This is a genomic window from Chitinophaga solisilvae, assembly GCF_009928525.1.
Lineage (GTDB): Bacteria > Bacteroidota > Bacteroidia > Chitinophagales > Chitinophagaceae > Chitinophaga > Chitinophaga solisilvae.
The window spans coordinates 100,784-113,555 of the sequence record NZ_JAABOK010000013.1 but is presented as its reverse complement, the minus strand read 5'-3'; the positions used below and the strand labels follow the sequence as shown (position 1 = coordinate 113,555).

The following is a 12,772-nucleotide window of genomic DNA, read 5'->3' as shown; positions in this document are numbered from 1 at the left end:
TTTAAATTTCCGTAATTTATATAAATATGCGGGAAAACGCGTTTTATTCGCAGTGCAAACCTGCTAAAACACGCATAATCAGATTGGATGAGTTTTTTTTAAATTTGTGCACCATACAAAAGCTCCCCTGCATGTTGAAAGAAGAACGCCATGCGTTTATTATGCGGCAGATTAATCTGCATAACAAGGTTTTATCTACCGACATCAGCGCTATGCTGAATATCTCAGAAGATACTGTACGCCGGGACCTCAAAGAGCTGGCGGAAGAAGGGAAGGTGCTGAAAGTACACGGAGGGGCTATCGGTCATTCCTTTCATTATCCTTTTCATGCATCGAATACGGTATATGCACAGGAGGCGAAGCAACAGATTGCGGAGAAGACCCTGCGGCTGCTGAAAAATGATATGGTCATCCTTACGGGAGGCGGCACCACTATCCTGGAGCTGGCCAAAAGAATCCCGGAGAACCTGCGGGCCACATTTTTCACTATCAGCCCGCTGGTAGCGCTGCAGCTGGTAGATCATCCGCATCTGACGGTCATCAGTATCGGCGGACAACTATCCCGGAGTTCGCAGGTACACCTGGGGGCCAGCGTCATCAACCAGCTGGCGGATATTAAAGTGGATCTATGCCTGATGGGCGCCAACGGATTTTCGGTACAGGATGGTATGACAGATTCGGACTGGGAGGTAGTGCAGGTGAAAAGGGCTATGATACGGGCATCTAAAAGGCTTGCCATCCTCAGCATCGCGGAAAAACTCAATTCTTCCCAGCGCATGAAAGTCTGCGATCTCAACCTCATCAATTATCTCATCACAGAATTACAACCGGAGAATCATATTCTCACGCCTTACCAGCACCTGGATATGGAACTGTATTAAGCTGCCTTTACCGCTGCGCGGTGCTGGCGGGTTACCCGTATCATCTGCAGGGCAACGGACAGCATAATGCAGGCAAGTCCGCCATAGAAGGCATTGTTGAGCATTTTGTTTTCATGAAAGAGGAGGAAAGCCAGTATAATACTGTATACCGGTTCCAGATTGAAGCAGAGGTTCACCGTAAACGGAGATATTTTTTTCAGCGCGCTCATACTCAGGAGGTACATGCACACAGTGCAGGCCCAGGCAAGAATCAGCAGGTATACCACATCCATACTGGTAGGCAGCAGACTGGCCACCGGGAAGAGATACAGGTAAAGCGGCATAAACAGCGTGAGCACCACAAAGCCGGTAGACAGCTCATAGAAAGTGATGGTATTGGTATCAAACCGCTTGATAAGTCTTTTGTTGAATACGGTAAACAACGCTGCAAACATGGCAGAGATAATACCCAGCACAATACCGGTGCGGTACTGTGTATCGAAATGAAAGATGAGCAGTATGCCGAAGAGCGTCAGCATACTCAACAGCATTTCTGCCACATCAAACCGTCTCCGGTTAATCAGCGGATCAAAAACAGCGGTGAAGAGGCTGGTCAGGGAGAAGCATATCACCCCGATAGATACGTTTGAATATTTGATACTGCCGTAAAAGAAAAGCCAGTGCAGTGCAATCACCACGCCGGTAGCGCCTATGGGCAGTATATCCTTCCATGGCAGTTTTTTTAAGGTTCCCTGCAGCCGGAACAGCACAAATAAAGTGACTGCAGTAATCAATAACCTGTACCATACCAGTAGTCCTTCGTTTAGGGTAATGAGTTTACCCAGAATACCAGTGAATCCGGCGAGGAATACGGAGAGGTGGAGGTGGAGGAAGGATTTTTTCATTTGATCGGAAATAAATAAACAATTGCGAATTACGAATTGCGAATTACGAATGTAGAAGCGAAGATGAAAGCGTAGATATAAGAGGATTTTCTATAGCTAACCTTCTTATATCTACGCTTTCATCTTCGCTTCTACATTCGTAATTCGCAATTCGTAATTCGTAATTATTTTAACTGGTAACCCTTTTCTTATAATTCCTGAAAAGGCTTTGCCATTGTATTTTCAATACGCCCAATACACCTTCTTTCACAATACCTTTACTCATTTTGGAGTAGCCTTCGCGGCGGTCTTTGAAAGTGATGGGGACTTCGGCAATTTTGAAGCCGAGTTTCCAGGCGGTAAATTTCATTTCAATCTGGAAGGCGTAGCCAACGAACTGGATCTGGTCCAGGTTGATTGCTTCCAGTACGGTGTTACGGTAGCAAACGAAGCCGGCGGTAGGATCTTTAACGGGCATCCAGGTAATCATGCCAACGTAGATGGAGGCGCCGTAGGAGAGTACGGCACGGTCCCAGGGCCAGTTTTCTGTTTTGCCGCCTTTAACGTAGCGGGAGCCTACGGATACATCTGCACCTCCTTTGGCGCAGGCGTCGTAGAGGCGGATGAGATCTTTCGGATTGTGGGAGAAGTCGGCATCCATTTCAAATATGTACTGGTAATTTCTGGCCAGCGCCCATTTGAAGCCATGGATATAGGCGGTGCCCAATCCCTGTTTGCCGGATCTTTCTTCCAGGAATAATGCGTCCGGATGGGCTGCCTGCAGCGATTTTACAATCGCGCCGGTACCATCGGGAGAGCCATCGTCCACGATCAGGATATGAAAATTCTGCTGTAAGGAAAATACAGCGTCAATGATATTTCGGATATTATCCTTCTCATTGTACGTAGGAATAATGACAAGCTTTTCCACTTCAGCAGCGTGTGTTTTTTGGACTGTGAAAATAGTTCAATTCCGGCGCAAGATAGGACGTTCCGGAAAAATATTACAGTTTTTTTAACATCATATTATAGTAGATCTCCGACAGTTTCTGCTTGGTATTGAGCGGGAAATCTGCTTTCATCATCCAGTCGTAATACTGTGGTTCTGCTTTCAATACTTCTCTGACGGGTCTGCCTTTGTATTTACCGAAGTTGAATACTTCCTGTCCGCCCTGCATAACGATGCGGCGGGCGAAGTCTACGTAGTCTTCTTCCTTGGTGAATTCGGCGAGTCCTTCAATATCCTGCTGCAGGTGGTCGTACCGGCCCAGCTGGGCTTCCAGGATTTCGTAGGTGGCGAGTGCATCGGCTTCCGCGCTGTGGGCATTCTCCAGTTGTTTATCGCAGTAGAATTTGTAGGCGGCAGCCAGCGTACGTTTTTCCATCAGGTGGAAGATGCGCTGTACGTCTACAAATTTTCTTTTAGATACATCAAATTCCATATCGGCCCGCAGGAATTCTTCCACGAGGAGGGGAATATCGAAGCGGTTGGAATTGTAGCCGGCGAGGTCGCAGTTTTCCAGGAAAACTTTTAATTCGTTGGCTGCCTGTTTAAAGGTGGGCGCCTCTTTCACATCTTCGTCCCTGATACCGTGAATAGCTGTAGAACCTGCAGGGATGGGCATGCCGGGGTTAATACGTTTTACTTTCGACTGTGTAGTTTTATCAGGAAATACTTTGATGATAGCAATTTCGATGATACGGTCCGCTGCCACATTGGTACCTGTGGTTTCCAGATCAATTACGGCCAGCGGCCTTTTGAGGAGCAAAGAAGGCATTTCTATTTTTTATATTGATGATATTATAAGCTGTCTTGTTGTTGCGCAAATGTAGGGTTATTTGGCGAGGAGATTTTTCAATGAAGGAAAATCCATGCCATCGTATGTGCCGGAGCTCATGAGCAGCAGGTTGGCGTGATGATATTCCTGTTGTGCCAGGAATGCATCCAGCTGTGCTTTTTCATGGAATACCCGGATATCTTTCCGGCCAAATTTTTCAGCGATAAGTTCCGGTTGCAGATCCGGCATACGTTTTATTTCCAGTGCATGTTTGCTGTAGAATACGGCGGCTACATCGGCATTATCGAGTGCGCCTTCGTACTGCGAGAGGAAGTCTGCATTGAGGCTGCTGTAAGTGTGCAGTTCCAGTACGGCGATGAGTTTCCTGTCAGGGAATTGCCGGTGGGTGGCTTCTACGGTAGCTTTCACTTTAGACGGCGCATGTGCGAAGTCGCGGTAAATAACGCTGGAATCGCTTTTGGCAATCACTTCCAGGCGTTTGGCAGCACCTTTGAAGCTGGCAATGGCTTTCAGAAAATCTTCATCGCTGATGCCCAGTTCATTGCACACCAGTTTGGCGGCGTGCATATTCAGCAGGTTATGGTCGCCGAAAACTTCGAGGTCGGCATAGCCTTCGTCGAAGAATACGCGGGTAACGCCATCATTTATCATGTGGATCGGAATACCATAGGGCACCAGCCGGAGGTGACGGCCTTCGGCGGCCACGAGGCTGCCGAGTTCAGCATCCGAACTGTTGTAGATCAATACCTGTCCGGGTTCCATCTGCCGGATAAAAATGGCAAACTGTTCTTTATAAATATCGTAGGTAGGAAATACGTTGATATGGTCCCAGGCAATGCCGGTGAGTACGGCTATCTGCGGATGGAGAAAGTGGAATTTGGGCCGTTTCTCCAGCACGGAAGCCGGGTATTCATCTGCTTCGCAGACGATGAGCGGGGCATCGGTGATATTTACGGACTGGTCAAAGCCTTCCAGCCGGGCGCCTACCAGGTAATCGAAGGACTGGCCCGTATTCCGGAGCACATGCATGACCATGGCAGTGGTGGTGGTTTTACCATGACTGCCGCCAATGGCTACCCGTGTTTTATTTTTACTTTCCTGGTAGATGTATTCCGGGAAGGAATATATTTTCAGCTGCAGCTCCCGGGCGCGTATCAGCTCAGGATTGTCTTCCCGGGCATGCATGCCCAGTATTACCGCATCTGTATCCGGTGTGATACGGGTGGCATCCCATCCGGTAGCTGCCGGCAGAATACCTGCCTGGCGCAGGTTGGAGAGGGCCGGTTCAAATATCTCATCATCGCTGCCGGTTACTTCATAACCTTTATGCCTGAGTGCGATGGCCAGCTGGTGCATCACGCTGCCGCCTATTGCAATAAAATGTACTTTTGCCATACCGGGATTTATTTGAGATCTGGTTATTTGAGATTTGGTTATTTAAAATGCAGCGGAGATCGCAGCAGATTCTATTCGCGTATATCTCCGCTGCATTTTAAATAACCAAATCTCAAATAACCAAATCTCAAATAGTATTGTTTTTTTTAATGTATTATTTATATTTGCAAAATAACGTTACAAAAGACGATTAAAAAAGTTGTCGTATCATAATTTCCTATGAATTTTCGTTTACTTATTATTAAAACTCCCAGTATGAAATCAACTGTAAGAATTTTGGGCTACGCAGGTATGGTTTGTATCTTTGCAGCTTTATTAACATCCTGCGCCAGTCACCAGAAATTGGGTTGCCCGATGAGAGGGATGGCCAAAGCCCCGGTGGCAGCGCATCCTAAATTAAGCTAGTAATGACCTGGAAAACGTTGGACAGTGAAGCGCAGCTGCAGCAGATCATAGAGGAGTCTGCCATGCAGCCGGTAGTTATTTTTAAGCACAGCACGCGTTGTTCTATCAGCTCTATGGCTAAATCCCGCCTGGAACGGGCTGTAGCGCCGGAAGGATTAACATTTTATTATCTTGACCTGATCGCTCACCGGGATATTTCCGGTAAAATAGCGCATGATTTCGGGATAATGCACGAATCTCCCCAGGTATTGGTGATAGACAAGGGCGTTTGTGTATACGACGAAAGCCATAACGGTATCAGCATGGAGGAGATTGCCGGCCACCTTAACGGATAATAGGCTAGCTTTGTGCTATTATATAGCATAGCACCATGAAACATCGTATAGTAGTAGCAGTTACAGGAGCCAGCGGGTCTGTGTATGCGAGGCAATTGCTGCACAAGCTCCGGGCCGCCGCAGACCAGCTGGATGAAGTTGCCGTTGTAATGACAGAAAACGCCAAGACTGTCTGGCAAACAGAACTGAACAATGAAGATTATAACCTGCTGCCTTTCCGCTTTTATACACAGCAGGATTTCCATGCTCCCTTTGCTTCCGGCTCCGGAAGATTCAACACCATGATTATCTGCCCCTGTTCCATGGGCACCCTGGGGCGTATCGCCACCGGCATCTCCAACGACCTCATTACCCGTGCTGCCGACGTAGTGCTGAAGGAACGGCGGAAACTCATCTGCGTAGTGCGTGAAACACCTTATAACCTCATGCACATCCGCAATATGGAAACCGTTACCCTGGCCGGCGGCATCATCTGCCCCGCCACCCCCTCTTTCTACAGCGTACCCACCACCATAGAAGAAGTGGCCGCCACCGTCGTAGACCGCATCATCGATCTAGCCGGCATAGAACAGGACACGTACCGCTGGGGCGACCCCAATAATATTTAAGATTTTATTATTTGGTTATTTGAGATTTGTTTCAAAGAGAGGAGCCGTTCTGAAGATTTTGGGATTTTGGGATTTTGGAATTTTTTGATTTTTAAATGCAGTGGAGATATTCGCATAGATCTTTGCTGCATTTAAAAATCCCAAAATCAAAAAATTCCAAAATCCCAAAATCTTCAGAACGGCTCCTCTCTTTGAAACAAATCTCAAATAACCAAATAACTAAATAATAAAATCTCAAATAGGGGTTCTATCTTCGTTGCCATCATTAATTGTATCATATCATGCAGATAGCCATCATTAACGGACCTAATCTCAATCTGCTGGGCAAGCGGGAGCCTGGTATCTATGGCAGTGAATCCTTTGAAGATTATTTTAAACAGCTGCAGCAGCTGTTTCCTGCTATTCAGTTCAGTTATTTCCAGAGTAATGTGGAAGGGGAAATTATCAACTTCCTGCATGAAACAGGATTTTCATTTGACGGCATCCTCCTTAACGCCGGCGGCTATACACATACTTCCGTAGCCATCCGTGACGCCATCGCCGCTATCAAAACGCCCGTAATAGAAATACATATCAGCAACGTATATGCCCGCGAAGAATTCAGACATACTTCCCTGATTGCGCCAAAATGCGTAGGTAGTATTTGTGGGTTGGGGATGAAGGGGTATGAGTTGGGAGTGAAATACTTTTTGAAGTAATTACGAATTACGAATTACGAATTACGAATGTAGCCCGAAGATAAAAGCGAAGACCGAAGCAAATACTTAAAAGTATATCGCTTCGGTCTTCGCTTTTATCTTCGGGCTACATTCGTAATTCGTAATTCGTAATTCGTAATTATTTTAGCAGCATTGCGTCGCTTCTTCCTTAAACGCTTCTCTCGCCTTCAGTCCCAGTATCTCAAACATCATATGATCCTGTTCGAAAGACGGGTTGCCGGTAGTGAGTAATTTCTCGCCGGTGAAGATGGAGTTGGCGCCTGCCATGAAGCAGAGGGCCTGGTCGGACATGCTCATTTCCGCGCGGCCGGCGCTGAGGCGCACCATAGCTTTGGGCATGAGGATGCGGGTGGTGGCGATCATGCGTACCATATCCCAGAACTCCACTTTAGGGAGATGTTCGAGCGGCGTACCTTTTACGCGGGTCAGTGCGTTGATGGGAACGGAATCCGGGTGTTCCGGCAGGCTGCTTAATGTGTGCAGCATGTTGATACGGTCTTCATGGTTTTCACCCAGACCGATAATTCCGCCGCAGCAAACGCTTACACCGGCTTTTCTGACGTTGTCCAGTGTTTCAAGACGATCATCATAGGTACGGGTGGTGATGATTTCGCCATAATGTTCGCGGGAAGTGTCCAGGTTGTGGTTGTAGGCATACAGGCCCGCATCAGCCAGTTTTCTGGCCTGTTCGGCGGTGAGCATGCCGAGGGTACAGCATACTTCCATTCCCAGTTGATTCACACCCTTTACCATATCGAGTACCCTGTCGAAGTCGCGGTTGTCGCGTACCTCACGCCAGGCGGCGCCCATACAGAAACGGGTGGAACCGGCATCTTTTGCCTGCTGTGCATAGCTCAGTACATCCTCTTTTTTCATGAGGCCGTGAACATTTATATCCGTATTGTATCTGGCAGCCTGTGGGCAATAAGCGCAATCTTCCGTGCATCCGCCTGTTTTAATGGACAGCAGGGTACATACCTGTACTTCAGCGGTATCCTGGTACTCACGATGGAGGGTGGCAGCACGGTACACCAGCTCCATCAGCGGAGTGTTGTAGATGGCCTTAATTTCTTCTAACGTCCAGTCATGACGAATCTGCACATCTTGCATATGTATAGATATTATTGAGCAGCAAACCTATGGATAATTTGGGATTTTTGATCGTTGAATTTATATAGCACCCCGCTGCCGTGAAAAAGTTGGGGATATCATTGAAAAATAGTTACTTGCGGGCACTCAGTAATAACCAATATCTAAAAAATGTCGCTATGAAGAACATGCCCCGCCGCAGGCTGCTGACTGGCCTGCTTGCTTTTACCCTTGTATTTGCCGCCTGTAAGAAAAATGATGAAACCATTATTACGCCTGTTTCTCCTATTCTGACACAGGAACAGCTGTATGCACATGCAGTGACCGACGCCATGTATGCAGACAGCAGCGAGATTTCACAGACGCTATGGCCTGTTACCCGGGATAATCCCGATATGGAATGGAAAACCATTAACGGACAGGAATACGTACTGATGGCTACTTTCATGAAGTTTCCTGCCAGCTATCCGCAGGGCGACTCCATCACCAACGTATGGGGAGAATCCTGGGTGTTTACGCCCAAACAGATGAAGAGCCGTATTGGACCTGGATTTAAGCCCGGCTCCGATACAATCGGCCGCATTTGTCAGCTGCTGGGATTACCGCCTGCCGGCGCCGGCAGCAACACACATATTGCGGAAGTATGGGTGAAAGCCAGCAGCCTGTATCGCCCGGCCGGTAACAACAATATCACCACCCGTACTACTGGCGCTATTTTACAGGGCAGCGATTCCACGTATAATGCCTGGTTCAATAACTATATCATCTATGCGTATTACCGGCCGCTGAGCGGCAGCGGGATGCATTATCCCTGGACGCGGCTGGGCTACACCTACGACTGGGCGCCTGGTGCGAACGAAATGGGGCTGAGTGAATTTGTGATCCGTCCGAAGTCCGGTCTGTGGGTAGAAAGAACGCGCAGGGCGGCCGACTTCTTCCGTTAACAGCGGAAGCCGGCCCCCTGCGCGGGGCCGCCTGTATTACAGGTAGCGGAAATTTGTTTTCGGCGTAATCTGCAGCAAGGTCTGATAGATCAGCTGAATCGTATTTTCAATATCGTCTTTCTTCACCATCTCCACGGTGGTATGCATATAACGCAGCGGTAAGCTGATGAGCGCTGAAGGCGTACCGTCATTGGAATAGGCGAAAGCATCTGTATCCGTACCGGTAACGCGGCTTACTGCATGCAGCTGGTACGGTATCTCATTTTTCTTCGCTGTTTTGATAATCAGGTCGCGGAGGATGTTATGTACCGCAGGACCATAGGTAATGCTGGGACCGGAGCCGCATCTGATTTCCCCTTCGATGTTTTTGTTGATCATCGGGGTAGTGGTATCGTGGGTTACATCAGTGATGATGGCTACATCCGGTTTAATGCGTTTGGCAATCATCTCTGCACCACGTAATCCTACTTCTTCCTGTACCGCATTCACAATATATAAGCCGAAAGGCAGCTGTTGTTTCTTTTCTTTCAGCATCCTGGCCACTTCAGCGATCATAAAGCCGCCGATACGGTTATCAATCGCACGGCAGATATAATAATCGTAGTTCAGTTCCTCGAAGCCATCTTCAAAAGTACAAACGCAGCCTACATGAATGCCGAGGTCTTCTACCTCTTTACGGGAGCGTGCGCCGCAGTCCAGGAAGATATTATCTACCTTAGGTTGCGGTTCCTTGCCTTCGGTGCTGCGGTTGCGCGTATGGATAGCAGGCCATCCGAATACAGCTTTTACGATACCTTTTTCCGTATGGATATGTACCCGCTTGGAAGGGGCAATCTGTGAATCGGAGCCGCCATTGCGGATAACATAGATCAGTCCTTCCGGAGAGATATAGTTGACAAACCAGGAAATTTCATCGGCATGCGCTTCAATCACTACTTTGAATTCCGCCTTGGGGTTGATAACCCCTACCACGGAACCGTAGGCATCTACAAAATGCTCATCGATATATGGTGTGAGGTACTTTAACCACAGTTTCTGTCCTTCTTTCTCAAACCCGGTCGGAGAGGGGTTGTTCAGGTATTCTTTCAGGAATGCCAGCGATTCCTTATTGATGATTGATTTCTGTTTTTTGGACATAATAATTATAGCATTTTGAGACAGGCAAATATAATCAGCTTTTAAATAATACGCTGACTGCCATATGTAGGAGGGCAGAGAAGGCCATGAGCCCGTCCAGCCCGAAGTAGTAGAGGTAATCGGAAGGGCGGCGTTGCGCCATGTCGGTCAGCCCGGCTGTAAACACGACCGGCGCCATCAGGGTGAAGATAACGGGCAGGGTGGAGTAGGGCCCCAGCAGACCGGCGGTGACGGCGGCGATCAGCAGGGAGAAGTAATAGATCTTATTCAGGCTGCTCAGGTCCAGCCAGGTAATCAGGCTGCGGATACCTTCTTTTCTGTCGGACTCCACATCGCGGTAGTCAAACAGTATGCAGATGGCGTATATCAGGAAAAAGCGGTGGAGTCCGAGGAACAGCAGGGGCCAGGAGAACACCTGATTGGCCATCAGCGCCGGCAGTAGGGTGGTGACGTACGTCCATACGGAAGTCAGGAACAGTGTTTTGCCTACCGCTATTTTCCGCAGCCAGGTAAATGTTTTGTGCGGCACTTTCGGCGCTGAATAGAGGAAGGTAAGTATGGCGCCTCCACTAAGCACCAGCCAGTGTTCCCGCAGCTGCCAGAAGTAATAGAGCGCACCGGCCAGTCCTGTTCCGCACAGTACCAGCATCAGGTTCCGGTGTCTTTCACACCATTGTAGCCGGTCCGACTGTGAGAAAGCGCCGGGAGTAAGGTACCAGTGAAAATTATAGCTGCAAATCGTAGAAAAGAAAACAAACAGATAGAACGTCTGCTGCGGATAGTGAAGAGCCAGTATCTGGTTGGTCTGCCATATCATCAGCAGGGCGCACACGGAGATGTATACCGATGTGTAGAGGAAGAAGTTGAAGATTGATTTCAGCATATATTATGAATTACGAATTGCGAATTGCGAATTACGAATGCAGCGCGGAGAGATAAGCGGAGAATAAGCGATAATATTGCTAAATCCGCTTTGTTGTTTGCTGAGGTCTTCGTGTTGCATTCGTAATTCGCAATTCGTAATTCATAATTTCTACAAAGGTATATTGCCGTGTTTTTTTCTCGGCATATTCACCACTTTATTTTCCAGCATTTTAAAGCCTTTGATGAGTTTGGTGCGGGCCTGTTCGGGAACAATTACTTCGTCGATGTAACCTTTTTCGGCGGCGAGGTAAGGGTTGGCGAATCTTTCGGTATAGTCTGCCACCAGTTCGTTCATGCGTGCTTCCGGATCGGGGGCGGCATCGATTTCTTTTTTGTAGATGATTTCCACGGCTCCTTTTGCACCCATTACGGCTATTTCCGCTTGCGGGAAGGCGTAGTTGAGGTCGGCGCCGATGTGTTTGGAGTTCATCACGCAGTAAGCGCCGCCGTAGGCTTTGCGGGTGGTGAGGGTAATTTTGGGTACGGTAGCTTCGCAGAGGGCGTACAGGAGTTTGGCGCCGTTGGTGATGATACCGTTCCATTCCTGGTCGGTGCCTGGCAGGAATCCGGGAACATCTACAAGTACCAGCAGCGGTACGTTGAAGGCGTCGCAGAACCGCGTAAAGCGGGCTCCCTTAACAGAGGCGTGGATGTCGAGTACGCCGGCCAGCACAGCGGGCTGGTTGGCAACGATACCGATGCTTCTGCCGCCGATGCGTGCAAATCCAACGATAATATTATCCGCGAAATCCTTGTGTACTTCAAAGAAGCTGTCTGCATCGGTGAGGTGGCTGATGACCTCTTTCATATCGTAAGGCTGATTGGCATTGAGGGGGATGAGCGTGTTGAGGGCTTCCCTGCTTTCATTGCCGGGCTCGTACGGATATACGGGGGCAGTTTCTTCGCAGTTCTGCGGGATATAGCTGAGCAGTTGTTTGATGTTCTGAATACATTCTACTTCGTTGGCGCAGGCAAAGTGGGTGACACCGCTTTTGGTGGCGTGGGTATGCGCGCCGCCCAGTTCTTCGGAAGTTACTTCTTCGTGGGTCACTGTTTTCACCACGTTAGGGCCGGTAACGAACATGTAGGATGTTTGTTCCACCATCATGATAAAATCGGTGATGGCGGGAGAGTATACGGCGCCGCCGGCGCAGGGTCCCATGATGGCGGAGATCTGTGGAATCACGCCGGAGGCGCGGGTATTACGGTAGAAGATATCCGCATAGCCTCCAAGGCTTACCACGCCTTCCTGTATACGTGCGCCGCCGCTGTCGTTCAGCCCGATCACGGGAGCGCCGTTCTGCATGGCGAGGTCCATTACCTTGCAGATTTTGCGGGCATGCGGTTCAGAAAGACTACCGCCATACACGGTGAAGTCCTGTGAGAAAACGTACACGATTCTGCCGTTGATGGTGCCGTAGCCGGTAACCACGCCATCGCCGGGAAACTGTTCCTGTTCGGTGGTGATGCCGCGGTTGCGGTTTGCGACCAGCATATCCAGCTCTTCGAAGGAGCCTTCATCAAGGAGCAGCTGCAGTCTTTCGCGGGCTGTCAGTTTTCCTTTTTTGTGCTGGGAGGCAATACGGACTTCACCACCGCCTAACATGGCTTCCTTGATCCTGGACTGTAATTCTTCTATTTTGTTCATATGCTGAAAATGAAGGTTAAATCTG

At 48.7% G+C, this 12,772-nt stretch carries 13 protein-coding genes; 5 read left to right on the top strand and 8 right to left on the bottom strand.

Annotated features, from left to right (window positions below; genetic code table 11):
* The first annotated feature begins 131 nt into the window (after positions 1-131).
* A complete protein-coding gene (locus GWG06_RS24045) occupies positions 132-881 on the top strand; it encodes a DeoR/GlpR family DNA-binding transcription regulator (protein WP_127043589.1) in 750 nt (249 codons plus the stop codon).
* Here GWG06_RS24045 and GWG06_RS24040 read toward each other — a convergent pair.
* The 4 genes from GWG06_RS24040 to GWG06_RS24025 all read right to left on the bottom strand — a co-directional run bounded on the left by GWG06_RS24040 (position 878) and on the right by GWG06_RS24025 (position 4,938).
* Complete coding sequence (locus GWG06_RS24040; protein ID WP_160716543.1) at positions 878-1,765, bottom strand: DMT family transporter; 888 nt, start codon at positions 1,763-1,765, stop codon at positions 878-880. The two genes, GWG06_RS24045 and GWG06_RS24040, sit on opposite strands and share 4 nt — an antisense overlap.
* Positions 1,766-1,934: 169 nt before the next feature.
* Positions 1,935-2,675 carry a polyprenol monophosphomannose synthase gene (locus GWG06_RS24035; RefSeq protein ID WP_127043591.1) on the bottom strand — a complete coding sequence of 247 codons (741 nt, stop codon included), beginning with the start codon at positions 2,673-2,675 and terminating at the stop codon, positions 1,935-1,937.
* Between the two features lie 73 nt (positions 2,676-2,748).
* A complete protein-coding gene (locus GWG06_RS24030) occupies positions 2,749-3,522 on the bottom strand; it encodes a 3'-5' exonuclease (RefSeq protein ID WP_127043592.1) in 774 nt (257 codons plus the stop codon).
* A 57-nt stretch (positions 3,523-3,579) separates the two neighbouring features.
* Positions 3,580-4,938 carry a UDP-N-acetylmuramate--L-alanine ligase gene (locus GWG06_RS24025; protein WP_160716541.1) on the bottom strand — a complete coding sequence of 453 codons (1,359 nt, stop codon included), beginning with the start codon at positions 4,936-4,938 and terminating at the stop codon, positions 3,580-3,582.
* 407 nt (positions 4,939-5,345) lie between these two features.
* On the opposite strand from GWG06_RS24025, the gene ytxJ reads away from it, so the two are divergent.
* The 3 genes from ytxJ to aroQ all read left to right on the top strand — a co-directional run bounded on the left by ytxJ (position 5,346) and on the right by aroQ (position 6,984).
* Positions 5,346-5,678, top strand: coding sequence for a bacillithiol system redox-active protein YtxJ (ytxJ, locus tag GWG06_RS24020; protein ID WP_127044660.1), 333 nt, complete (start codon positions 5,346-5,348; stop codon positions 5,676-5,678).
* A gap of 35 nt (positions 5,679-5,713) precedes the next feature.
* Complete coding sequence (locus tag GWG06_RS24015; RefSeq protein ID WP_160716539.1) at positions 5,714-6,286, top strand: UbiX family flavin prenyltransferase; 573 nt, start codon at positions 5,714-5,716, stop codon at positions 6,284-6,286.
* Between the two features lie 281 nt (positions 6,287-6,567).
* The gene (aroQ, locus tag GWG06_RS24010) at positions 6,568-6,984 is read left to right on the top strand and encodes a type II 3-dehydroquinate dehydratase (protein WP_160716537.1); all 417 of its coding nucleotides are present in this window, start codon (positions 6,568-6,570) and stop codon (positions 6,982-6,984) included.
* Between the two features lie 144 nt (positions 6,985-7,128).
* On the opposite strand, the gene bioB is transcribed toward aroQ, so the two are convergent.
* A complete protein-coding gene (gene bioB, locus GWG06_RS24005; protein WP_127038031.1) occupies positions 7,129-8,115 on the bottom strand; it encodes a biotin synthase BioB in 987 nt (328 codons plus the stop codon).
* Positions 8,116-8,273: 158 nt separating this feature from the next.
* Here bioB and GWG06_RS24000 point away from each other — a divergent pair, with 158 nt between their 5' ends.
* The gene (locus GWG06_RS24000; protein ID WP_160716535.1) at positions 8,274-9,038 is read left to right on the top strand and encodes a hypothetical protein; all 765 of its coding nucleotides are present in this window, start codon (positions 8,274-8,276) and stop codon (positions 9,036-9,038) included.
* Between the two features lie 36 nt (positions 9,039-9,074).
* Here GWG06_RS24000 and GWG06_RS23995 read toward each other — a convergent pair whose 3' ends face one another.
* From GWG06_RS23995 to GWG06_RS23985, 3 genes are all read right to left on the bottom strand, one after another.
* A complete protein-coding gene (locus GWG06_RS23995) occupies positions 9,075-10,175 on the bottom strand; it encodes a M42 family metallopeptidase (protein ID WP_127038027.1) in 1,101 nt (366 codons plus the stop codon).
* A gap of 34 nt (positions 10,176-10,209) precedes the next feature.
* The gene (locus GWG06_RS23990) at positions 10,210-11,058 is read right to left on the bottom strand and encodes a UbiA family prenyltransferase (RefSeq protein ID WP_127038025.1); all 849 of its coding nucleotides are present in this window, start codon (positions 11,056-11,058) and stop codon (positions 10,210-10,212) included.
* 150 nt (positions 11,059-11,208) lie between these two features.
* Positions 11,209-12,747 (bottom strand): acyl-CoA carboxylase subunit beta, encoded by a 1,539-nt coding sequence (locus GWG06_RS23985; RefSeq protein WP_127038024.1) that lies wholly within the window; start codon positions 12,745-12,747, stop codon positions 11,209-11,211.
* Positions 12,748-12,772: the final 25 nt, after the last annotated feature.